At 68.5% G+C, this 23,327-nt stretch carries 15 protein-coding genes, 1 tRNA gene, 1 other RNA gene and 4 pseudogenes; 12 read left to right on the top strand and 9 right to left on the bottom strand.

The window, feature by feature from the left end:
* Window positions 1-150 precede the first annotated feature (150 nt).
* The 4 genes from ACFVDM_RS02540 to ffs form a co-directional block, all read right to left on the bottom strand.
* A complete protein-coding gene (locus tag ACFVDM_RS02540; protein ID WP_383631945.1) occupies window positions 151-1,881 on the bottom strand; it encodes a hypothetical protein in 1,731 nt (576 codons plus the stop codon).
* A 267-nt stretch (window positions 1,882-2,148) separates the two neighbouring features.
* Window positions 2,149-3,399 (bottom strand): phosphoribosylamine--glycine ligase, encoded by a 1,251-nt coding sequence (gene purD, locus ACFVDM_RS02535; protein ID WP_383631943.1) that lies wholly within the window; start codon window positions 3,397-3,399, stop codon window positions 2,149-2,151.
* A 92-nt stretch (window positions 3,400-3,491) separates the two neighbouring features.
* Window positions 3,492-5,693 carry a DNA polymerase III subunit gamma and tau gene (locus tag ACFVDM_RS02530; RefSeq protein WP_383631940.1) on the bottom strand — a complete coding sequence of 734 codons (2,202 nt, stop codon included), beginning with the start codon at window positions 5,691-5,693 and terminating at the stop codon, window positions 3,492-3,494.
* A 95-nt stretch (window positions 5,694-5,788) separates the two neighbouring features.
* Window positions 5,789-5,885: signal recognition particle sRNA small type (ffs, locus tag ACFVDM_RS02525), an RNA gene on the bottom strand.
* A gap of 132 nt (window positions 5,886-6,017) precedes the next feature.
* Here ffs and ACFVDM_RS02520 point away from each other — a divergent pair.
* Window positions 6,018-6,105 (top strand) — tRNA-Ser (locus ACFVDM_RS02520).
* Between the two features lie 487 nt (window positions 6,106-6,592).
* On the opposite strand, the gene ACFVDM_RS02515 is transcribed toward ACFVDM_RS02520, so the two are convergent.
* Window positions 6,593-6,982 carry a hypothetical protein gene (locus tag ACFVDM_RS02515; RefSeq protein WP_383631937.1) on the bottom strand — a complete coding sequence of 130 codons (390 nt, stop codon included), beginning with the start codon at window positions 6,980-6,982 and terminating at the stop codon, window positions 6,593-6,595.
* A gap of 135 nt (window positions 6,983-7,117) precedes the next feature.
* Between ACFVDM_RS02515 and ACFVDM_RS02510 the strand changes: the two are divergent.
* Window positions 7,118-7,471, top strand: a pseudogene (locus ACFVDM_RS02510) (transposase family protein); the annotation flags it as partial.
* A 115-nt stretch (window positions 7,472-7,586) separates the two neighbouring features.
* On the opposite strand, the gene ltrA reads toward ACFVDM_RS02510, so the two are convergent.
* Window positions 7,587-9,050: a group II intron reverse transcriptase/maturase gene (gene ltrA / locus ACFVDM_RS02505; RefSeq protein ID WP_383631934.1), complete on the bottom strand. Its 1,464-nt coding sequence runs from the start codon at window positions 9,048-9,050 to the stop codon at window positions 7,587-7,589.
* A 585-nt stretch (window positions 9,051-9,635) separates the two neighbouring features.
* Here ltrA and ACFVDM_RS02500 point away from each other — a divergent pair.
* A pseudogene (locus ACFVDM_RS02500) lies at window positions 9,636-10,052 on the top strand (transposase family protein); the annotation flags it as partial.
* Between the two features lie 440 nt (window positions 10,053-10,492).
* Here ACFVDM_RS02500 and ACFVDM_RS02495 read toward each other — a convergent pair.
* A complete protein-coding gene (locus tag ACFVDM_RS02495) occupies window positions 10,493-11,314 on the bottom strand; it encodes a hypothetical protein (protein ID WP_383631931.1) in 822 nt (273 codons plus the stop codon).
* 132 nt (window positions 11,315-11,446) lie between these two features.
* On the opposite strand from ACFVDM_RS02495, the pseudogene ACFVDM_RS02490 reads away from it, so the two are divergent.
* Both ACFVDM_RS02490 and ACFVDM_RS02485 read left to right on the top strand, forming a co-directional pair.
* Window positions 11,447-12,021, top strand: a pseudogene (locus ACFVDM_RS02490) (esterase); the annotation flags it as partial.
* Window positions 12,022-12,267: 246 nt separating this feature from the next.
* A pseudogene (locus ACFVDM_RS02485) lies at window positions 12,268-13,016 on the top strand (transposase family protein).
* A 21-nt stretch (window positions 13,017-13,037) separates the two neighbouring features.
* Here ACFVDM_RS02485 and ACFVDM_RS02480 read toward each other — a convergent pair.
* Entirely contained in the window at window positions 13,038-14,066 is a 1,029-nt protein-coding gene (locus ACFVDM_RS02480; RefSeq protein WP_383631928.1) for a DNA cytosine methyltransferase, read from the bottom strand.
* Between the two features lie 153 nt (window positions 14,067-14,219).
* On the opposite strand from ACFVDM_RS02480, the gene ACFVDM_RS02475 reads away from it, so the two are divergent.
* The 7 genes from ACFVDM_RS02475 (at window position 14,220) to ACFVDM_RS02445 (ending at window position 22,546) form a co-directional block, all read left to right on the top strand.
* Window positions 14,220-16,340, top strand: coding sequence for an ATP-binding protein (locus ACFVDM_RS02475; RefSeq protein ID WP_383631925.1), 2,121 nt, complete (start codon window positions 14,220-14,222; stop codon window positions 16,338-16,340).
* Window positions 16,341-16,682: 342 nt separating this feature from the next.
* Window positions 16,683-17,570 (top strand): phosphorothioated DNA-binding restriction endonuclease, encoded by an 888-nt coding sequence (locus tag ACFVDM_RS02470; RefSeq protein WP_383631922.1) that lies wholly within the window; start codon window positions 16,683-16,685, stop codon window positions 17,568-17,570.
* Window positions 17,571-18,085: 515 nt separating this feature from the next.
* Entirely contained in the window at window positions 18,086-20,146 is a 2,061-nt protein-coding gene (locus ACFVDM_RS02465) for a TerD family protein (protein ID WP_383631919.1), read from the top strand.
* Between the two features lie 152 nt (window positions 20,147-20,298).
* Window positions 20,299-20,643, top strand: coding sequence for a hypothetical protein (locus ACFVDM_RS02460; RefSeq protein WP_383631916.1), 345 nt, complete (start codon window positions 20,299-20,301; stop codon window positions 20,641-20,643).
* A complete protein-coding gene (locus tag ACFVDM_RS02455) occupies window positions 20,640-21,260 on the top strand; it encodes an HhH-GPD-type base excision DNA repair protein (protein ID WP_383631913.1) in 621 nt (206 codons plus the stop codon). Before ACFVDM_RS02460 ends, ACFVDM_RS02455 begins: the two co-directional genes overlap by 4 nt.
* A gap of 249 nt (window positions 21,261-21,509) precedes the next feature.
* Window positions 21,510-21,806: a type II toxin-antitoxin system VapB family antitoxin gene (locus ACFVDM_RS02450; protein WP_383631910.1), complete on the top strand. Its 297-nt coding sequence runs from the start codon at window positions 21,510-21,512 to the stop codon at window positions 21,804-21,806.
* A 143-nt stretch (window positions 21,807-21,949) separates the two neighbouring features.
* A complete protein-coding gene (locus ACFVDM_RS02445; RefSeq protein WP_383632147.1) occupies window positions 21,950-22,546 on the top strand; it encodes a LytR C-terminal domain-containing protein in 597 nt (198 codons plus the stop codon).
* Between the two features lie 71 nt (window positions 22,547-22,617).
* Here the strand turns inward: ACFVDM_RS02445 and upp are convergent, their stop codons facing one another.
* A complete protein-coding gene (upp, locus tag ACFVDM_RS02440; protein ID WP_383631907.1) occupies window positions 22,618-23,253 on the bottom strand; it encodes a uracil phosphoribosyltransferase in 636 nt (211 codons plus the stop codon).
* Window positions 23,254-23,327 lie beyond the last annotated feature (74 nt).

Genomic DNA, 23,327 nt, shown 5'->3' with positions numbered 1-23,327 from the left:
ACACTGGTGCGCCGACTGTCAGCGCCGGTCCCCAGCACATCACATAACGCACGCACTCCGTCACCGTTCGTCGCGAATTGACGTGAACGGAAGGCGCTATTCCGGATATTCGGGTCCATAGACGTCAACAACCGTCCATCCAGCGGTGTTTCAGACGAGACGCACGGGCTTGTCGGTCCGTACACCGACCGAAGTCAGCCAGGACCACAGCGGTCCCGCGTCGCCCTCCTCGACGAGACTGAGCACCGGGCTGCCGAGGTCCGACCGGCGCTCGCCGTCCACAAGGAGCGCGGGCCCGTCCAGCCAGTCCAGCCCCGGCCGCGCGCCCGCGGTGTCGACCGCCGCGCAGCAGACCATCGCGGCGACATGGTCGGCGAGCAGCTCCGTCCCCGTACGGGGCGGCTGGAGCGGGAGAAGCGGAAGCGGATCGGGACCCCAGGGATCCAGCGCCCCACCGGCTCCGCCCGGCCCCGCGCCGGCGGCGGGACGGGGCTCACGGGCCTCGTCCCGGGCGACGGCCGCGCTGATCCCGGCCGCAAGCTCCTCACCGCCGCCACCGCCGGACAGATACTCCACGACGCGCGCCAGCGTCGGCACACCCGTGCAGACCGGGTCGGAAGCGGAACCCGCCGCCGGGGGCACGCCCAGGGCGTCGAGGACCCGGTGCAGCCGGGCGGCCTCGCTGCGCCACTTCCGGTCGACGACCTCGTCGGGATACGCCTGCCAGTCCACCGGGGCCCAGTCGGGGCCGTTCTCCGCCGGGCCGCCGTGGAAGAGCCTGGCGGCCAGCAGGGAGGCCGCCTCGTCGGCCGCGCCCGGCTCCTCCAGGAGGTCGCAGGCGGGGCGCTCGCCGAGCCGGGAGGCGAACCCCTCGGCCAGCCGGTCGCGCCGGGACAGCTCCGTGAGCGCCGAGACCACGCCCACGTCCAGCCGCGAGGGCCAGCGCCCCATCCGCCAGGCGGGCAGGGCGACACGGGTGAGGAGCCGGTCCCAGCCCGCGTAGGCCAGACCGACCTGCTCCTGCGCGACGATCCGCAGCCCGTAGTCCACGGCCTGGGCGCGCGTCGACGCGGCGGCCGCGACCCCGCGCTCCATCTCCGCCGCGTGGCCCCGGCAGCTGCGCAGCAGCAGCCGGGCGATCCGGCCGGTCAGCAGGCGCGGAAGCCTCAGGAGGGCGCGCAGCGGCCCCGGGGCGGGTGCGGCGGCGTCCGCCACGGCACCGTCCAGACCGCGCACGAAACGGCGGGCCGCGGCTATGTCGGGGTGGGCGGAGGGGCCGGTGCCCGCGACGACCGGTGCGAGCACCGCCCGCAGCTCGGCGACGCGCATCCACCACAGGAACGGCGAGCCGATGACCAGCACGGGCGCGGCCTGGGTCCTGCGCCGCGGTCCCGTCCGCCGGCCCGCGCCGTCCGGGGAGCCGTCGGAGGAACCGCCCGAGGCCGCCCGGACGGCCTGCTCGGCCGCCGGATGCGTGCGGTCCTCCAGCCAGCTGTCGCAGTCGGGCGTCAGGGCTATCGCCGAGGGCGCGGGCACTCCCAGCCGCTCCGCCAGATCGCGGACCAGCCGGTAGAGATCGGGGGCGGCCGCCTCGCTGAGCGGGACGGTCGGGCTCACCGCGGGTTTCGCGCGGACGACCGCGAGCGCGACGGCCGCGGCGACCAGTAGGACGACCACGGCACAGGCCGTCACCGCCCATCGGGCAGCGTCCCAACCGCCGCCCTCCGCGAAGCCCTGCGCGCCGGCGGCGAACAGCACCACGGCGCACGCGGCCGGCAGCAGAGCCGCTGCCGTCGCCCTGCTGCGGATGCGCAGCAGGGCGAGCGCACGGGTGCGCGCCGCCTGCGCACCCAGCTCCTCACCTGTACCGGTAACGGACACGGCCGGACGTCACCCCCTCTGCCCCCACGGCGGTGTTGCTCACTCCCCCACTGTGGCACCCGTCACTGACATCGCAATGCCGGTGGGCCAAGTGCCGGAACGCTTGCGCCGCACCCTAGTTGGGGCTTCGACGAGCGTCATCCGGATGGCTCAGCCGTCACTCGATGGAATGGCTTTGGGCAAAGGTGCTGACGCGCCGCGGCCCATGGGGCAGCAGCGCGTCAGTGGTGGTCAGGAGGCCGGGGCAGGGCCGCGGCACGGGACCGGTCAGGCCTCCGCGGCCTTCTTCGCGATGTCGGTACGGAGCTGGGAACCGTCGAGCCGGATCCGGGCCGCGGCGGCGTACGCGCGCTCGCGGGCGCCCGCGAGGTCCTTGGCGGTCGCGGTCACGGAGAGCACCCGGCCACCCGCGCTGACGACCGTCCCGCCGTCGAGCCGCGTCCCGGCGTGCAGGACGTACGCGTGCGGGGCATCCTGCGCCGCGACCTCGTCGAGCCCCTCGATGGGATCACCCGTTCGCGGCGTACCCGGGTAGTTGTGGGAGGCGATGACCACGGTCACGGCGGCCTCGTCGCGCCACTTCAGCGCGGGGAGCTCGTCCAGGGTGCCGTTGGCGGACCCCAGCAGGACACCGGCCAGCGGGGTCTTCAGACGGGCCAGGACCACCTGGGTCTCCGGGTCGCCGAACCGGGCGTTGAACTCGATGACCCGCACCCCGCGCGAGGTGATCGCCAGGCCCGCGTACAGCAGACCCGAGAACGGCGTCCCGCGGCGGCGCAGCTCGTCGACCGTGGGCTGGAGCACCGTCTCCATGACCTCGTCGACCAGCTTCGGATCGGCCCACGGCAGCGGGGAGTAGGCACCCATGCCGCCGGTGTTCGGGCCCTGGTCGCCGTCGAGGGCGCGCTTGAAGTCCTGGGCGGGCTGGAGCGGCAGCACGGTGGTGCCGTCGGTGATCGCGAAGAGGCTCACCTCGGGGCCGTCGAGGTACTCCTCGATGACCACGCGGTCGCAGGCCAGCGCATGGGCGCGGGCGGCCTCGATGTCGTCCGTGACGACGACGCCCTTCCCGGCGGCGAGGCCGTCGTCCTTGACCACGTACGGGGCGCCGAAGGCGTCCAGCGCGGCGTCGATCTCCGCGGGCGTGGTGCAGACGTAGCTGCGGGCGGTCGGAACGCCCGCACCGGCCATGACGTCCTTGGCGAAGGCCTTGGACCCCTCCAGCTGGGCCGCCTTCCCGGACGGGCCGAAGCACGGGATACCGGCCGCGCGCACGGCGTCGGCGACCCCGGCGACGAGCGGCGCCTCCGGGCCGACGACCACCAGCCCGGCGCCCAGCTCGGTCGCGAGGCTCGCGACGGCGGCGCCGTCGAGGGCGTCGACCGGACGCAGTTCGGCCACCTCTGCGATGCCGGCGTTGCCGGGAGCGCAGTACAGAGCGGTGACGTCGGGGTCGAGGGACAGAGAGCGGCACAGGGCGTGTTCGCGGGCGCCGCCGCCGATGACGAGGACCTTCACGGGGTGCAGCCTAGCCGCCGAGGCGCGCCGCCCTTGACGCCAACCGGTCCGTGGACACGGGGCGGGCGGCCCACGCGGGTGGGCCGGGCGCCCTACTCGTTCGTGTACTCCTCGACGACCGTGGCGCCCAGCTCGCGGACGATCAGGTCGTGGCCGGAGAGGGCGGAGTCGACGAGGTCGGGGTCGTCGGCCTCGGGGGTGTCGTCCTCGGGGGCGACCGCGCGGGGCGGCTCGGGGGCGGTGTACGCCGGAGGGGCCGGTTCCGGAGCCGGTCCGCCGGAGGGGGGCTGCGGGCGCTCGGGCGCGGGCGGGCGGGGCTCGTAGGACTGCTGGGGCGGCGGGGGTGCCTGACGCTGGGGAGCGGCGGGCGGCGGAGGCGCGGAGGGCCGGCCGCCTCCGGTCTGCGGGGGCTGTCCGGCGCCGCCGGACGGGTCGACGATCGCCTCGATCTTCCACTGGGCGTTGAACCGCTCGGCGAGGGCCTGCTTCAGGACCTCCTCGCTGCCGCTGCTCGCGAAGTTGTCGCGGGCACCGGCGTTGAGGAAGCCGATCTGCAGGGTGGTGCCGTCGAAGCCGGTGACCTGGGCGTTCTGACTGAGGAGGATCCACGTGAAACGTCGGCGGCCCTTGACCGCCTCCAGGATGTCGGGCCACATGGCGCGCACCTGTCCGGCTCCCTGGGCCATGCCCGGTGCGGGGGCGGCGGGTGCCGGTGCGGACGCCGCGGGCACGGGAGCCGCCGGGGCGGGGGCGGCCTGGGGCACCGGGGCCTGGCCCGGGGCGGCGGCGGTCGGCCAGCCTCCGGGCCTGCGGCCCTGCTCGGGTGCGGCGGCAGCGGTGGGCCAGGCCCCGGGCCGCTGCGCGGCCGGCGCCTCGGCGGGCGGGGGCTGCACGGGGGCGGGTGCCGGGGCCGGGGCGGGGGCCGCCTGGGCCGGGGCGGGCGGGGGCGCGTCGCCGCGGACGGCGGCGCGCGCGGCGGCGGGGCCCGATCCGGGGTCCGGGTGGCCCATGGGGGCGGAAGCGGAGGCGGCGGCGGGAGCGTGGTGCTGCGGCGCGGCCGGAGCCGGTGCGTGGGCCAGCGCCTCGGGCCCGGGGACGTACCCCATCGCGGGCCCGGGGCCGGTGGTGGCGAAGGAGGCGCCCCGCTCCAGCCGGTCGAGCCTGGCCTGCAGGGAACGCTCGTCGTCGTAGGCGGCCGGGAGCAGCACCCGGGCGCAGATCAGCTCGACCTGGAGGCGCGGCGAGGTCGCGCCGCGCATCTCCGTCAGCCCCTCGTTGACCAGGTCGGCGGCGCGGCTCAGCTCGGCGGCGCCGAAGACGGAGGCCTGGGCCGTCATCCGCTCGACCACGTCGGCCGGTGCGTCGATGAGGCCCTTCTCCCCGGCGTCGGGCACGGCGGCGAGGATCACGAGGTCGCGCAGCCGCTCCAAAAGGTCGGCGACGAAGCGGCGCGGATCGTTGCCGCCCTCGATCACCCGGTCCACGACCTCGAAGGCCGCGGCCCCGTCGCCCGCCGCGAAGGCGTCCACGATCGAGTCGAGCAGGGAGCCGTCCGTATAACCGAGCAGCGACGTCGCCATGGCGTACGTCACACCCTCGTCGCCCGCGCCGGCCAGCAGCTGGTCCATGACCGACATCGAGTCACGTACGGAACCGGCGCCGGCCCGCACGACCAGCGGGAGGACCCCGTCCTCGACGGAGCTGTTCTCCCGCCCGCAGACGTCCGCGAGGTACTCGCGCAGCGTGCCGGGCGGGACGAGGCGGAACGGGTAGTGGTGGGTGCGCGAGCGGATCGTGCCGATGACCTTCTCGGGCTCGGTCGTGGCGAAGATGAACTTGAGATGCTCCGGCGGCTCCTCGACCACCTTCAGCAGGGCGTTGAACCCCGCCGAGGTGACCATGTGCGCCTCGTCGATGATGTAGATCTTGTAACGACTGGACGCGGGCCCGAAGAACGCCTTCTCCCGCAGGTCACGGGCATCGTCCACACCACCGTGCGACGCGGCGTCGATCTCGATCACATCGATCGACCCCGGCCCGTTGCGCGCGAGGTCCTGGCACGACTGGCACTCCCCGCACGGCGTCGGCGTCGGCCCCTGCTCGCAGTTCAGGCAGCGGGCGAGAATGCGCGCACTGGTCGTCTTGCCGCAGCCGCGCGGACCGCTGAACAGGTACGCGTGATTGACCCGGTTGTTCCGCAGGGCCTGCTGGAGCGGGTCAGTGACATGCTCCTGACCGATGACCTCGGCGAACGACTCGGGGCGGTAGCGGCGGTACAGCGCAAGGGACGACACACCTACGAGGTTATCGGGACCGACTGACAACCGGCCCCGGACCGGACACCCGGCCCCGGAGGCCGGCGCGGCACCGGGCCACGGACCCCGGGAAACACAAGGGCCCCCCACGCACCCGCCAGAGCCAACCTACCCTTGCTGCCTTCCGGCCCTGGGGGAGTTCAGTCAGATAGCGCCACGTGAGGGGCTGACGCCCACCTTAGCCGATCCCCACCCCCGCAAGTCCACCTCCCCGGCCCCCGCGCCCCCCTCCCGAGGCCCACGGACCCCTCCCCCGGGGAACGGGTTCGCGAGCACTCCTCAACGTCTTGTATTGTTTGCGGCGGAGGATTCGCCTAGTGGCCTAGGGCGCACGCTTGGAAAGCGTGTTGGGGGCAACCCCTCACGAGTTCGAATCTCGTATCCTCCGCCAGTGCCTCACCGGGCACGTTGTCGAAGGGCCTCATCGTTCGCGGTGGGGCCCTTCGACGTGCGTGGTCTCAGTTTTGGTCTCAGTTGCACATGGCAGGCAGCCGTGGACTTCTGTGGTCGGCCTCTAGCCGCCAATGATCATGGCTGCCGGGGCGAGGTCGTCGGCCACATCGAGTCCAAGATCCTCCTGGGTCACCCACATGCGGCCTCTCGGCACTCTGCGGGCCGCACCGGGGCAGAGAGACCGGCCACATCCTCACTGCCAGAGCGACGAAATAGGATGCCCAGCGGAAGCTTCGCGGCCCCTGAGATCGCTACCCAGACACGAGCAAGGACACCCCCAACTGATGGCAGTGAGTCTTTTCCAACCTGAGGATGCAGGTTACCGGGGGTGCTCGGGCTTGCCGGGTCCTTGATCGACAGCGTGTCACGGTCCGCCAGCGGGCGGATTGCGCCGACACCTGGATCGTGCTGCTCTTTCGCGTGTCCTACCAGTACGTGGCCGGTCCCGTGATGACCCAGCCAGTGTCGGTGGGCCTGACCCGAAAGCCCAATGCCACTTCGATGATCTGCGCGTGGTAGGTGATCTCAACGTAGACATGGCTGCCGGTGCGGTCCCAGTGGAAATCTGCGAGATTCAGTTCGCCAAGCCAGGACAGATCCTGCTCCCACCCGTCGACAGGAGGGCTTCCGGCCTCGTCCCCATCGGCGCTTGCTTCGACGGACCCGGTCCACAGCGACTTGAGCACATGATGGACCGGGTAGTGATCAATGAGCTGTTCGGCCTCAGGGATCCTTCCGGCTCGGAGCAGGCTGAAGTAGCGGCGAACGACAGCTTCGACGTCTGCCTTGGCAGGGTGCTCCGTCCAGATCCTCATCGCGAGATCATACGAGCTCGGCAACTGAGCCTTCTTCAACCTGCCCCGCGCGCTGTCCAGTTGGGCTGACAACAGGATGAAGCCCCTGGTAGATGGGTTTTCGACCAAGAGAACCTTCTCCACCAGAGGCTTCGCATGCTTGTCTACCCGTCCGGCGCCGACGTGTCCAGCTCTTCCCTGCGCTTCCTCGCACAGCATCTGCGCGGGCGTCGCCGGGCGATCGGGTCCCGGTGGCGACGGCTGAGCCCGGGCCGCCAAGCCCTGCTCGCACTCGCCCACCTGCGGGTGGGGCACACCTACGCCCAGCTCGCCGCAGGCTTCGGCATCGGCACGACCACCGCCCACCGCTACGTCACGGAGGCCGTCGACCTCCTGGCCTCCCTCGCTCCAACTCTTGCCGAGGCGGCTCGCGCCGCGTCGATGAAGGCGTTCGTACTGTTGGACGGCACGCTGCTACCGATCGACCGCATCGCTGCCGACCGCCCCTTCTGTTGAGTCGGCACGGAGCGCGGTGCCGGTGTTGCCATCGGTCCGTTTCTCCGTGCCGCTCGCCGAACCCGGCGTGCGGCTCTCACCGCACCGGGCTCTCCACGGTCTCTGCCGTTCAGGCGTGGTTGAGTGTCCAGGGGTTGGGGATCGTGTTGCCCCGGTATCGGTAGCGGGTGACCGCGGTCGAGACCATGGGGAACAGTTCGATCCCGTCCACCGAGAGCTTGTGCCACCGGCCGTTGCGGTCGGTGAAGCGTCGGCGGACGTCCTTCCACCTCCAGCGATGCAGCACTATCCACCAGCTGGTCACCCGTCGCCATACGAACTGGTCCAGGGCTTTCAGCGTGGTCTTGCATACCGCGTGCTTGAAGTAGTTGACCCAGCCGCGCAGAATCGAGTTGATCCTTTTCAGCACGGTCCCCGGGTCCTGCTGCGACGTTCTGTTCGTCAGGGCACGGATCTTTTCCTTCAGCTGCCGGATGGGCCTCTTGGCGATGAAGGTGTAGACGTACCACTTGTTCGAGCCCCGCTTGCGGCGCCACTGGATGTGGAACCCAAGGAAGTCGAACCCGTCCGACATGTGCACGATCTGAGTCTTGGCCGGTGACAGCCTCAGCCCGAGAGGGTGCAGTACGTCGGCGATGTCCTCGCGCAGGCGGGCGACGTCGTCACGGGCGCCGTCGACCAGGACGACGAAGTCGCACGCGTAGCGGACGATGCGCCAGTTCGGGCGGCTGTGGAGACGATGGTGTGCCCGCCTGCCTCTGGTGGACATCCTCCCGCCTGGCTCCCACAGCTCCATCACGTGCTCGTCGAGCGCGGACAGGGCGATGTTCGCCAGCAGCGGGGAGAGGATGCCTCCCTGCGGGGTGCCGGTCATGGTGTTCTCGCGGTCGCCGGCCTCGGTGAGGACGCCGGCCTTGAGGAACGCCTTGACCAGCCGCAGCACGCGCTTGTCCTTGACTCTCACGTGCACTCGGTCCATCAGGGCCGTGTGGTCGATGGAGTCGAAGCACGCCTCGATATCCGCATCCAGCACCCAGCGATAGCCGCTGGTGCCGTAGCGGTGGATCTCGGCGATCGCGTCGTGTGCGCGCCGCATGGGCCGGAAACCGTAGGAGACCGGCAGGAAGTCGGCCTCGAAGATCGGCTCCAGCACCAGCTTGAGCGCCGCCTGGACCACCCGGTCGGTCACGGTCGGGATGCCGAGCTTGCGCACCTTCCCGCTCCCGCCGGGCTTGGGGATCTTGCGCTCGCGCACCGGCAAGGGACGGAATTCACCCGTCTTCAGTACGCGTCGCAGGTCCTCCAGGTAGCCCGGGAGGCCGAGTTCCCGCTCGACGTTGACGACCGTGAGGCCGTCGACGCCCGGGGATCCGGCCCCCTTGTTGCCCGCGACCCGTTCGAACGCGACAAGCAGCGTCGCCGGATCGCACACGAGGTTGAACAGATCGTCGAACCTGCGGCCAGGGTCGGCCGCTGCCCAACGGTGAAGCTTGGTCTGCATCCCCGATACCCGCTGGCGAGGCCCCATCGGGGCCTCGGGAGCACCGCTGTTCAGCGGTGCGTCTTTCGGCATTGCAGCCTCCTTCCCTTCTCGAAACCGCTGCCGCCCTTCCCCATGTGCCGGGCTCTCCCCGGCTCGGAGTACTACGGCGGCTCCGCCCCGTCCCGGCCCGATCGGCCGACGGTGGACCCAGCCCTCCCACCGCACTGGACGCACGGTTTGAGGGCGATACCGGGACGGTTCCCGTGTTCACTCACTGTTCGATCGTCGGAGTAGGAGCCCGGCTATGCCCCCGCGGCCTCGCCACGGCTACCCCGCAGCACTTCACCGTGGCCTCCCCGCGCGACCGAAATAAACCGCGCGGAAAGTCCCCGCCAGCCGAATATCCAGCAGGGACGCACCGCATCCAGCCCACATCCACCAGGTTCGAGCTGGCGTGCCTTAAGGAGGCGTAGACGCCGGTTCCTCGCGTACTCCTCTCCGTCTCGCTCGCCGGACCCGCACCATCTGGCAGTACTGGCACGTCCCGGCTTTGTCGGGGCTGCTTCCCGCCCTCCCCGGCACTCCCGGATCAGGCTGCCCCCAGCTTCAACCGCCCTGCTGCGACAGGACGATGGTGGTGGCCTTTCACCTCCACTCGAACAGCAAGCGCCTCACGGCGCACACTCGGGCAAGCACAGGAAGCACGGCATGAACGTGCAAGTCCTCGCCGATCCCTTCGGCCGGCTGCTGTGGGCCTCCCCGGCCCTACCCGGCGCCGTCCACGACGTCCGCGCGGCCCGCGAGCACGGCGTCATAGACGCCCTGGCCGCGGTCGACGTCACGTGCTGGGCAGACAAGGGTTACCGCGGCGCCGGCGGAACCATCCGCATCCCGTACTGGGGACGCTGGCACACCCTCTCCACAGGTCAGCAGGCGGTGAACCGGTCCCACGCGAAGATCCGCGCCCTGGTCGAACAGGCCATGGCCACCCTCAAGTCCTGGCGCCTCCTGCGCAGGATCCGATGCTCCACGACCCGCATCACCGCACTCGTCCAAGCTGTCCTCACCCTGCATCTGGCCAGCTCAGAGTGAAGATGGAAAAGGCTCAGTGACGTTCCGCAGGAGCGACTCGACGCTCGAGCCCAGGAGATTCGTACCCTGCTTATCGCCGACAGCGACGTCCTGCTGCGCCCCGGAGGTCCGCTGGAACCCGTCGCCGAGTGGGTCGCCGCGTTTCACAGCGCCGGCCAAGCCCTCGCCGATGGCGTCCAAGACGGAACACTCCACCGCGGGCTACGACAGGTGCTCAGCTACCACGTGATCTTCCACTGGAACCGGCTCGGGCTCTCCATTCGCGGGCAGAGCATCCTGGCCTGGACAGCCAGAGCGGCCATCCTGCACAGCGACGAGCACCATGAAAGCTGAGACGCCTGACGTTACACGAGACCTGAAACCATGAGCGGCAATGCTCGTTGGCACCCGCCACAGTCGGACTCGCCACGCAAGTCTCAGGTATCCCGCGGTCGCCCTCGTCAGTCGTTGCCGTAGTCATGCGACATCGCGCCTTCTGCTCCAGGAAGAGCAACAGCATCGCCATTGGCGCGGATTCCCGCGATGAGCTTCCCGAGTTCGGCCAGGGTGTCCTTGCCCAGCAGCGAATGGTTCGCCTCGAGCATCAACGTGATTTGTTCCCCGATGCGCTGCGGCGTGAGATCACTCGTGGCCCCCATATCCACCGGACCGTGCTCTCCCTCCTCTACAACCCGGGCATCGCGTACCAACCGTAGCTGCCCATCGCTGTACAGCCTGGCTACCACAGCCGCCTCGATCCTCTTCCGCGCCTCCGCACTGCTCATGGTCGTCCGCTGATCGCCCGGGAGGATGACGGCTTCCTGTAGGTCCCCCTCGGCCCCAGACCGGCGGTCACTCGGGCGATGTCGTACCACGCTGCTCCATGTCGGCCGGACGGACAGGATTTTCTGGTCCTTCCACTTCGACTTCACTGCCGGAAACGCTTGTTCAGACCACCACTTCCTGACATGCGGAGCAGCCTTCTCCGCCAATCTGAGGCCGACCTGGACGAGCACGTCTGCGAGAAATTCCGCGTTCTCTCGACGCTCCTGCGCTCGCGCCTCCGACTCATAGAGGTCAGATTCGGGCCAACCCTGTAGGTACGTCGCCACCGGATCCGGCTCGTTCTTCTCCATCAGAAAGATCTCGGCTTGCCCCATCTGATCGGTGCCGGGGTCAGTGATGCCGCGGTAAGCGCCCTCGGTCTTCCTTGACCGCGCAAGACGGGCACCCTTCGGAACCCTGACCTTGGCCGTGAACTCGTCGTACTCGTTGCTGTCCATGCCTCACCTTCGATTTGCGGAATACGCTACGCCCGTCGCCCGACCCGGCAGCCACAACTACGACTCTGGACGTTCGGCATCCGGCCGTCCACCAAATCGCCAGATGTGACTCTGAAGCGGAACGGAGTGGGCTTCGCCGACGAGATCGCCGCCCCACTGGTGAATCAGCAGCCCGAGGTCGACCTCACCGGCTTACCACCGGAGAAACCCCCGAAGCTCCGCGAACTGGTCGCCACCTGGCGCAACCCGAACTCGTTCAGTGACACGACGTTTCAGGTCACCGACCCAGCCGAGATCAACTTCAATTCACCCAAGGTCCAGGCTGTGGAGCTCCCGACCTCTGACGGCATCGGCACCGTGCGCGGAACTCGCGCGCACGTACGCCCCCCCCTGATCGGCGAGGTGGACGGCGTTACGCCTGCTCGATCCGGGGGCCCTCACATCGGCGACCAAGGAGCAGGGCGGCGGTGTGGCCCAGGTGGTGGTGCCGAGTCGGCTCAGCTCCAGATACATGCTGCCTACTGAGGTAAACCCCCGTAGCCGGCCCTAACTCCTTCGGCCACACCGGCTGCGGAGGCTTCCTGCGGTTTGCCGACCCGAAGCACGGCATCGCCTTCGGCTACGCGATGAACCACATCATCGGCGGTCCCGACGATGTGCGTGCGACATCGCTAGTAGACGCAGTGCGAAGGTCGCTGGCCTGTTGACCGACACAATCGGCACCCACGAGTTTTTCAAGATCGCGAACTGACAGCTGAGGTGAGTCGGGGCGATGCGTTGCCCTGGCGATGAGGGCGACGCTCCAGTAGAACGAGGGGTCTCACGCCGCCCCATCAATGAGCTTCTTCGAGGTGGCCACCGATCGGGTGACGAGCGGTGAAGCGCAACGAGCGAGGCCCCCGGGCTGTTGATCGAGATGTCTGACGTCTCAATCACGTTGCTCGGGGGCCTCGTTGGTCATCCATCCTGCCGCACTCGACCTTCCGCATGCACTCGTGGAGTGGGTCACGATGCTGATCGTCACCCGTGAGGGCGACCGGCGCTGCAAGCTCGTCCGTCCCAGCGCGCGATGGTGGCACTGGTGTACCTACGCGAACACACCACCCTCGCGAAGATCGCCGCCGGGTTCGGGATCAGCGAGTCCACCGCCCACGCCTACACCAGCGCAGTCGTCGACCTGCTCGCCGAGCGTGCGCCGGGCCTGCTGAAGACGCTCCCCGAACACGAACCCGACTTCGTCCTCCTCGATGGCACCCTTGCCGAGTGCGACCGGGTCGGCGACGGTCGGGCCGACTACTCCCACAAGCACCGGCACCACGGAGTGAACGTGCAGGTCATCACCGACCCCGACGGCCGGCTGCTGCGGCTCTCGCCCGCCCTTCCCGGCCGCACCCATGACCTGACCGCCGCCCGCACTCACCGGATCATCCGGATCTGCGAGCGCCAGGGCGTCTCCATCCTGGCGGATCTTGCCTACCAGGGCGGCGGGCCCGGGCTGACCACGGGCATCCAGCGCAGGCCGTTGCGGGAGCTCACGCCGACCGAGAAGACCCTGAATCGTGCCCTGGCCGCGGCACGGTCGCCAGTCGAACGCGGCGTCGCCTGCCTGAAGTCCTGGCGAATCTTCCGCAAGGCCCGGTGCAGTCCGAACCGCATGACGTCAATCGCCAAGGCCATCCTCACTCTGGAGCGGCAACGCTGAAGAAGCTGAATGAGTGAGGCGCTACTGCTCCCCGAGCAGTCGCCTCACCGCAACGCCGAGCGTCTTGGCCATCCGCACAGGCACCGCGTTTCCGATTTGCCGCTCAATGGAGCCATAGTCTCCAACGAAATCGTAATTCGTCGAAAATGTCTGAATCGACGCCGCTTCCCTAAGAGTGATGCCGCGATTTTCAGTTGGGTGAATAAAAGATCCGCACGCCGGAGTTGTACAGCGAGTCGTCATTGTGGGCGCAGGCTCGGAAAGCTTGATGCGTCCGTAAGAGGCCGTAGCGCTACGGCGCGAAATCCTCTTATGACAGTCCAGCTGATGCTCCTCCGGCAGATCGAACCGATCCCCACCTATGGGAATCGCAGCCATTCTAGCGCGGACCTTCTCGCTGTGCGCCCGGTGCCTACGAAGTGGATCTTCCGCGCGCCGCGAAGCGGCAACCTCCTGAAAGGCAATGCTCGCAGGTGCAGCCGCAATAAATTCGGGGACAATGTCGCCAACATCAACCGGAATCTCCAAGCGACGCCCCCGGAGGGCAATCATGATGAGCCGCTTACGGCGCTGAGGCACACCAAATTGTGAGGCTTCGAATCGGAACGTTCTGCTCACATAACCCAACGAGGAAAGAGAATCGCGAATGGATTCCAATCGTGAATCGCGCTCGAGCCCAGGAACATTCTCAAGCAGCACGGCCCTCGGCATGAAGGCTCGGACAAATCGAACCGTGTGGTAGACGAGATCATTCCTGTCCTCATCCTCAAGCCCCTGACCCGACGCCAGGGTTGAGAACCCTTGGCATGGCGGGCAGGTCTTTAGAAGGTCAAGCTCCCGGAGCTGCATGCCCAAGACTCGACGCAGACTCACGGCACTCACCGTACGAATGTCCGCTTCCAACAGGTACGTTTGAGGGTGATTTATCCGGTATGTCTGAGCAGCATTGGCGTCCAACTCGATTGCTCCGCGCACATCGAACCCGGCGTCGCGGAGCCCTCTAGTAGCTCCACCAGCGCCGGCAAACAGGTCGATGGCTGTTGGCTTCACACGGGGATGCTAGCGCACCGCAGGCTTAGATGACCATGGTTTGAGTGGCTCGAACCCCTCTAGTTGAGTGGCTCGAACCCCTCTACGGGTAGCGAGCGTGATGGATCGTCATGCACAGTGTAAATCCGTACGCATCGATCTTAGGGGGGAGTCATGTCGGACTCAGCTCAGATGTTGCCCTTGGGTGATCGCGCTGGCGCGGGCAGCGAAGGCAGCGGTGGCGAAAAGCATCCCTACACGATGAAGATCAGTCGCTTGACGATCGACAAATTGGGAATCAAGCTGTACGACCGGGTTTCCGCCGTGTTGGCAGAGCTCATCTCTAACGCTTACGACGCCGATGCCGAGAAAGTTGACATCTCCTTGCCCTGGGGGGTCTTCCTCTACGATCCGAAACTTCCGACGGCATCGTCTCAACTTGAGATCGTCATCAAAGATGACGGGCACGGTATGACCCGCGCCGAAATGAACGCTCATTACCTGACCGTAGGGGCAGATCGACGGACCAGGCCAGGCGGGGGCGATGTATCCCGAGAAAGGAAGCGCCCCGTCATGGGGCGTAAGGGAATCGGCAAACTGGCACCATTCGGGATTTGCAAGACAGTAGAGATCATCTCGGCCGGTGGGCCCCAGACTGAGCACGGATATGCAATCTCCCATATCATTCTGCACCTCCCGGATATGCTGACTGATACCGATCGTGACTATAATCCGGCGCCTGGGCAGCTCGATGGGACCTGGTCGAGGGACCGCGGCACAACCGTGAAGCTCCGCGACTTCTCACGTAAGCGGGTTCCCGCGAAGGAAGACCTGGATCGCCAACTTTCTGCTCGCTTCGGCCTAGAACGGAAAGACTGGAAGGTTGAGGTTACAAATTCGGCCAACAGGCATGAATCGTTCGTTCTCGGCCACCTAAAAGTCGACCTGATGACGAATACTCGGATCGACTTGGAAAATAGGCCCGTCCCCTACAACGGAGGTTTTCTTGCCGTGAAAGGGTACGTGGCATACAGCGCAAAGCCGTACAAAGATGAGTACATGGCTGGCGTACGGATCTATTCACGCGGAAAGTTCGTTGCACAGACCCGAGAGTTCGGAATCGGGGCAGGATTTACAGGCGAGTTCAAGCTGCGCAGTTACATCGTCGGCGAATTGCACGCAGAGTGGCTAGACAAAGATGAAGATCTAATCAGGTCCGACCGCCAAGACATCATTTGGTCGTCAGATTTGGGCGAAGCCTTGTCCGCTTGGGGGAAGAAGCTTGTGAAGGAACTTGCCAAGCGGAGCGACGAGGTTGCACGGCAGGAGAAGACGAGAGTCTTCATGAAGAAGTCTGGCCTGCCTGAAAAGCTAATGAAGTCAGCACCGGGCGATCCCGTCTACCGCGAGGCCGTGACCGAGGCGGCCGAACTTCTTGTCAAGGATGTCGATCCGGACTCACTGGATAATCCAGAGCAAGTCGCGAGGATCGCCAATCTTGCGGAATCCCTCGCCCCTCACCGCAGCCTTCTTGAAGCCCTGCGGGAAGTGTCTAAGACCACTGAGACCACCGTCGACGCCGTCATGGACCTGTTTAAAAAGGCCCGCATTGCCGAGATGTACTCCCTTGGCCAAGTGGCCGCAGAACGGCTGGAGGTTGTCGCGAAGCTTGAGTCGTTGATTGACGACCGCCAAACTCTAGAGCGCCCACTCCAAGAGTTGATCGAGCAGGCCCCGTGGATTCTTGCACCCGAGTGGACTCCCCTCGGAATGAATGAGTCCCTAAAACGCGTGCGCGCAAGCTTCGAATCCTGGTACCACAAGAATACCGGAATTCGCCTGATCACTACGGCCATCGACACCAAGGCCAAGGAACCGGACTTCGTATTGCTACACGATTCAGGCATTCTCTGGATCGTAGAGATCAAGCGCATGGACCACCACCTGAAGGACGATGAGTACCTGAATGCCTTGGGTTATCTTGAGGCGCTGACCAAATTCCTAGATTCCAACCCAGAGTTGGGAAATCAGTTCCCGATCCGACGCCTCACCTTTGTGGTGGACCATGCCGATAAGTTGAACTTTGGAAATCAATCATCGCTGAACAGCGACCCTCGCATCAGCCGTCGCACATGGCATGAGTTGCTCGATGCCACGAAGCGGAGCCACAAGGACTTCTTGGCCCGTGTCGACAGCACGCGCTACGAGTGGGATGCAGCAGCCCTGGCTCCCGCGCCAGCCTCGCAGGTAGGCGCACAGCGCCGAAGCCCCGAGGAAGAGGGGCGCCTGATCTGACCCGTTCCCCACGACTCACGGGCGCCGATTAGGAGATTGACATCCGCTGACTGACCTGCTGGAGGGTTGCAGTTTGGGTTGCAGTCAGCTCCGTTCGTGAGGGTCCAAGCGCTCGGACATCGGCCACCACATCGCAGGTCAGGACGCAGGCGAACTCGTCCGGACATCCATACGAACAGTTGGAAAGCGTGTTGGGGGCAACCCCTCACGAGTTCGAATCTCGTATCCTCCGCCATTGCTCTCACCGGGCAATACGTCGAAGGGCCCCGCAGCTTGCTGCGGGGCCCTTCGACGTTGTTCGGACCGCTGTTCCTCGACGGGGCGTCGCTACGATCGCCGGTCATGGACTGGGTGGAGCGCGCGGCGAAGCTGAGGCAGTGGGCCGGGAACGGGGCACGGGCTCCGCACAAGCCTCTGTTGCTCCTGTACGCCCTCGGGCGGTTCAGGGAGGATGCCGACGGCGAGTTGCGGTACAGCGCGGTGGAGGAGGATCTGAAGCGGCTGCTCGTCGAGTACGGGCCGGCCAACAGGACGACGCCCGCCTACCCCTTCCACCATCTGGTCAGCGACGGGGTGTGGGAAGTGCGTACCGACCGAGGGCCGGGCAGCCCCGGCACCGGAGTACTGGAACTGCGGGCGACGGGCGCGGCGGGCCGGTTGGTGCCGGAGCTGCGGGAGGCTTTGCGCCGTGAGCCGTCACTGCTCGGCCGGATCGCCCGGGTGCTGCTCGATCAGCACTTCCCGCCGTCGCTCCACGGAGAGCTGCGCGAGGCGGTGGGCCTGGAGCTGGAGCCGGTGGAATCCGGACCGCTCCCGGCCGGGCGGCGGCAACGGGACCGGCGGATGCGGGAGATGGTGCTGACCGCCTACGAGTACCAGTGCGCGTTCTGCGGCTACGACGGCAGAATCGGCGCGATGCCGGTCGGGCTGGAGGCCGCGCACGTGCGCTGGTGGGCGTTCGACGGTCCGGACGCCGTCGACAACGGGCTGTGCCTGTGCGCACTGCATCACAAGCTGTTCGACAAGGGCGTCCTCGGCATCGGCGAAGGGCACCGCATCCTGGTGTCGCAAGGGTTCGTCGGGCGAAGCCCGGCGGCCCGGGAGCACGTGACGGCGCTGGCAGGCCGCCCCTTGATCGGCCCCCAGCCGGGCACGAGCCGGATCGCGGCGTGCCACCGGTCCTGGCACACCGAACAGGTCTTCCACGGCGTCCCACGCCCCACCTCCTAGACGCGATCGTCGGGGCATCGTCGGGCGCTGCGGGCACAACGGGCACTGCGGGCACGTCGGGCACTGCGGGCACGACGGACGTGATCGCGCTCGTCCCTGCACGTCCGTCGTGCCGGAGGCCGGGCGGATCCGCCGGTTCGTCGAACAGCGCGGGCCCGTCATGGACTTGATGCGCCAGGCCCTCTCCCGGACCGCCGCGCGGAGTCGGTGGGATCGTCGGCGTTTCCGCAGGTCAACGCGGCGTGCTGGTGGCCGGAAAGTACGGCGGGGGTAGCGAAGGGTGGCGAAGCGCACGCCTCGGGGGCAGGGCCCCGTGTGGAGCGGTTTTGCCTTACGGGCACCGGGCCGCCGTACCTGACCCCGAAGCAGCCGGAGTTCACGATTCCTTCACGTGGAGTTCACTCGGCCGCTACCGTGCTTCTCGTGTGCAGCGGGTGGCGCTGTGTCACGGAGCAGGATGCTGCCGCTGCCAGGGTGTGCCCCGACGCGGCCGTGCGTCCGGGGTGGGGGATCGCATGCGGGAGATGACCAAGGGTGCCAACGTCGGGCTGGCGGAGCTCAGTGACGAGGCCGGGGCAGTCGTCGCGAGTCTGAGCTGGAGCAGTTCGGCGGGGGACGGGGACGCCGATGTGTCGGTGCTGTTGCTCGACGCGAACGGGAAGGTCCGCTCGGACGCCGACTTCTTCTTCTACAACAACCCGGCCGCTGCCGACGGCAGTGTGCAGCTTCTGGGCAAGACGCCCACGGACAGTGGCAGCGAGGACCGGATCAGCCTCGATCTGACCGCCGTTCCGGACGACGTCGACCGTCTCGTCGTCGCCGCCAGCCGCTACGGCGGCGCGCGCTTCGGGGAGCTGGACGATCTCCGTATGACCGTCGCCGACCGCACCGGGGAGCTGCTGCTCGGGTTCTCCATTCCCGAGGCCGGGGAGGAGAGTGCGTTTCTGTTCGGTGAGCTGTACCGGCGGGGCTCCGAGTGGAAGTACCGGGCCATCGGGCAGGGGTACGCGACCGGGCTGGCCGGTCTCGCCACCGACTTCGGCATCGATGTGGACGACGAAGGGGAGGGAGAGGAGGGGGCAGGGGAAGGAGAGCGAGGAGAGGAAGGCGTTGTCGGTGGTGTGCCCTCGCCGCGGGTGGAGTTGTCGCCTTCCGAGCCCGAGCCCGAGCCCGTACCCGTACACGTACCCGAGCCCGTCGCCGTCGAGTCGTCCGCGCAGCCCGCTGCCCCCGCCCCCGCCGCCGCGTCCGGGTCGGCCGCACCGGCCAAGCGGGCGCGGGGGCCCCGTACGGCGAAGAAGAAGGTGACGCTTCCGGCCGTGGTCAGGAAGTCGCTGGCGGAGAACGACTCCTGGCACGATGCGCGGCTCTTCCCCGCGCCGTCGCTCAAGAGCGACAAGGAGCGGGAGGTGCGGGCCACTTCGGTGCTGTTGTCGGTCATGGCGCAGGTGCCGGAGTTCGGGCGGCGGCTGACGGCCGGGTTCGGGGCGCCGGCCGGGCGGATGCAGACGTTCACCGAGGTGTCGCTTCCGCACGGGGAGACGCCGAAGCGGCCCGACGGCATCATCCGGGTGGAGCGGGCGGGGAAGCTCTGGACCGCGCTCGTCGAGACGAAGACGAACGGGAACGCGCTCCGTTCCGAGCAGGTGCAGAACTACATGGACATCGCCGCGCGGCGCGGGTACGAGGCCGTGATCACGTTGTCCAACGACGTCGCGCTCGAAGGCAGCCCGCTCGTGGACGTCAAGATCGACGGGCGGCGCAAGCACAAGGTCGCGCTGCGGCATCTGTCGTGGGCGGAGGTGGCCCATCAGGCGCACATGCTGATCCGGCACGAGGGCGTGGGCAACGCCGCGCACGCGTGGCTGCTCCAGGAGTTGCTGCACTACCTCCAGCACGAGAACTCCGGCTGCCACGGCTTCCAGAACATGGGCCCCTCCTGGGTGCCCGTCCGCAACGGCATCGACGCCGAGACCCTCTGCCAGGGCGACGAGCGCGCGGTCGAGGTGGTCGAGAACTGGGAGCGGCTGATCCGCCAGGTCTGTCTGCGGCTCGGCGGCGAACTGGGCGAGAAGGCGCTCCCCGTCCAGCGGGCCCGGCGCGGCACCACAGCCCAGTCGCGGCGGGCCGCGCTCGCCGACCGGCTCTGCGAGGAGGGGCGGCTCACCGCCGAGCTGCGGGTCGACGGTTCGCCGGGCATCACCCATGTCGTCGCCGACCTGCGGACCGGGAAGCTGCGCACCTCCATGGAGATCCCCCCGCCAGAGGGGGCCTACCCCCTCGTCACGGCCAAGCGGCTGCTCCGCCAGCTGGCCGAGGCGCCCGCCGATCTGCACGTCGAGACCCTCCTCGAAGAGCACAGCGGTCCCCGGGGCACCCTGGAGAGGCTCCGGCCCGAACCGGGCGACCTGCTCCCCCGGGACGGCAGCCGCATCACCGGCTTCCGGCTCTCCCTCTTCAAGGGCATGGGCTCCTCGCGCGGCAACGCCGAATCGGGGTTCATCCGCAGCGTCGACGACGCCGTCGGGCGCTTCCACTCCCATGTCGTGGCCCATCTGCCGCAGAACGGGCGCTGACCGCCCGCCGTTCGCGGACCCCGCTCCCCCGTTCCGGGCGTTCTTCCGGGCTCTCGCCGGTTCCCCCGGCGCGGTGCCGGGCGCCGTCCCGCCGCTCCGGCGTCCCCTGTGGGAGCCGCCCGCACCGGGCGGCCGGAACGAGGGAGCGGCACGTGAAGTACCTGGTGATGGTGCAGGGCTCGCAGGCGGACTACGAGACGATGCGCGGGAATCCGCAGGCCGGCGCGGTGGCCTGGAGCGAGGAGGACGTACGGGCGATGTTCGCCTTCATGGGCGCGCTCAACGACGAACTCACGCGGAGCGGGGAGCTGGTGCCCGCGCGCGGGCCGTCGTCATCCGGCCCATCGGCGACGATGGGGGCGATGTGTGACGCGTACGGACGAGGCCGGGGTCCGCCGCGGCCGACCACCCATGACGGGCAAACGGCTGCAAACCACTGCATCAGCGGTGATTTCACTGGCCGCGGCACCCCTGGCTCGCAATCATCTGGTCCATGACCGACAGCAAGCAGGGCCGAGACATCACGCTCCGGATCGCCCAGGAGCCGGAGGCGGACGAACTCCTCGCGCGCAGTCCGCTGGCCGCCCTCGTGGGCATGCTGCTGGACCAGCAGGTGCCGATGGAATGGGCGTTCGCCGGACCGCACGCACTGGCGCAGCGGATGGGCGGGGACGATCTGGACGCGCACGAGATCGCGGCGTACGACCCCGAGGCGTTCATCGAGCTGTTCACCGCCAAACCCGCCCTGCACCGCTATCCCGGCTCGATGGCCAAGCGGGTGCAGCAGCTGTGCCAGTACCTCGTGGCGCAGTACGACGGTGTGGCCGAGGCGGTGTGGACGGGCGCCGGGAGTGGGGCCGACCTGCGCAAGCGGCTCAACGCCCTGCCCGGTTTCGGCACCCAGAAGGCGCAGATCTTCCTGGCGCTGCTGGGCAAGCAGTTCGGTGTACGGCCGCCGGGCTGGCGGGAGGCGGCCGGAGCGTACGGGGAGGAGGGTTCGCGCCGCTCCGTCGCCGACATCACCGGACCCGAGTCCCTGGCCGAGGTCCGGGCCTTCAAGCAGGAGGCCAAACAGGCCGCGAAGGCGGCCAAGGCCGCCGCGAAGACGCGATGAGCGTTCCTCCCGGGTCCGCCGCCGCCCTCGGGCTCCCCGGAGCCGGCGCGGCGGGCCGGGACGGGGTGGGACGGGGTGGGAGACGGGCGGAGAGATGCGGGGACGCGCGGGGGACACGGGAACCCGACGGGGCCCCTGGGTGCCAATTCCGGAATGAGGGCATATGAGACCTCTGTATGCCATCCCGGGCAGGCGCGCAGTCGCCCTCCATGGCTGCGCCCGGGGGCTCCCGGCCGGTAGGCTTTCCGTGTGATCTTCAAGCGCATCGGAAATGGGAAGCCTTATCCCGACCACGGCCGGGAAAGCACCCGGCAGTGGGCGGATGTCGCGCCGCGCCCGGTCCGCCTCGACCAGCTCGTGACCACCAAGGGCCAGCTGGACCTCGAAACGCTGCTCGCCGAGGACTCGACGTTCTACGGCGACCTCTTCGCGCACGTCGTGAAGTGGCGGGGCGATCTGTATCTGGAGGACGGGCTGCACCGGGCGGTCCGCGCCGCGCTCCAGCAGCGCCAGGTGCTCCACGCCCGCGTGCTCGAACTCGGCTGAGACCCCACGCCGGTGTGTTCGACCCGCACCGGGTTCGTTCGGGTGCATTCGCACTCGGACGGGTGCGAGCGGCCCATCATTAAATAGGCATCATCACCGGGTCGCACTACGCTGCGCCCATGAGCATGCTCACTCCCCCCGGCATGGGCGGAAAGTACCGCATCACGGGTGACAAGTACCCCCGCATGCGGCGCCCCCGCCGCCGCAGCAGGCTGATCGTCGCGGCCACCGCCTCCGTGCTCGCCCTCGGGCTGGTCGGCTGGGGCTCGCTGCAGCTCATCGACGTCTTCACGGGCGGCGACAAGCAGGCCAGCGCCGCCGACCGCACGACCGACTGCCCCTCGCCCAAGCCGTCCGCGCCCGCGAAGGTCCTCCCGAAGCCCGCGAAGATCACGGTCAACGTCTACAACGCGACGCCGCGCGGCGGGCTGGCCAAGTCGGCGGCAGACGAGCTGAAGAAACGCGGCTTCGTCATCGGCAAGGTCGGCAACGCCACCGCCGCCTACGACAAGAAGGTCCCCGGGCCCGGCATCCTGCTGGGTGCGCCGGCCGCCGCCAACGGCACGTTCCCGGTGCTCGGCACGCAGCTGCCGGGGGCGCAGACCAAGACCGACGCCCGGAAGACGGCGGACGTCGACCTGATCATCGGGACGACGTTCAAGGCGTTCAGCACGCCCCAGGCGGCGGCCTCCGCCCTGACCGCCCTGACGAAGCCCGCCCCGGCGCCGTCCGGCTGCTGACACAACGCACGGGCCCTGCGCTCACCCCGGCCGGGGTGAGCGCAGGGCCCGTGGCATGTCGGTGGAAGCGCCTAGTCGACCGTGCCGTACATCCGGTCGCCCGCGTCGCCGAGGCCGGGCACGATGTAGCCGTTCTCGTTCAGCCGCTCGTCGACCGAGGCCGTGACCACGGTGACCGGCGTCCCGGCCAGTTCCCGCTCCATCACCTCGACGCCCTCGGGCGCCGCGAGGAGCACGACCGCAGTGACGTCGTCCGCGCCGCGCCGGATCAGCTCCTGGATCGCCGCGACGAGCGTGCCGCCGGTCGCGAGCATCGGGTCCAGGACGTACACCTGCCGGCCCGAGAGGTCCTCGGGCATACGCGTCGCGTACGTGGACGCCTTGAGCGTCTCCTCGTCGCGGATCATGCCCAGGAAGCCCACCTCGGCGGTCGGCAGCAGCCGCACCATGCCGTCGAGCATGCCGAGGCCGGCCCGCAGGATCGGGACGACCAGCGGGCGGGGGTGCGACAGCTTCACTCCGGTGGTGGGTGTCACCGGGGTCTCGATGTCGACCTGCTCGGTGCGCACATCGCGGGTCGCCTCGTACGCGAGCAGGGTCACCAGCTCGTCGGCGAGGCGCCGGAAGGTCGGGGAATCGGTGCGCTTGTCGCGCAGGGTGGTGAGTTTGTGCGCGACCAGCGGGTGGTCGACGACGTGGATCCGCATGACACCAACAGTAACCGCGCCTCCCGTACCCGTGCGCTGGCATCAACCGCACGTTCGGGGGGAAGGTGGGGGCA

It is taken from the genome of Streptomyces sp. NPDC057682 (assembly GCF_042799575.1).
Classification (GTDB): Bacteria; Actinomycetota; Actinomycetes; order Streptomycetales; family Streptomycetaceae; genus Streptomyces.
The sequence above is the reverse complement of the archived record's forward strand: the minus strand, read 5'-3'. Positions and strand labels throughout refer to the sequence as shown.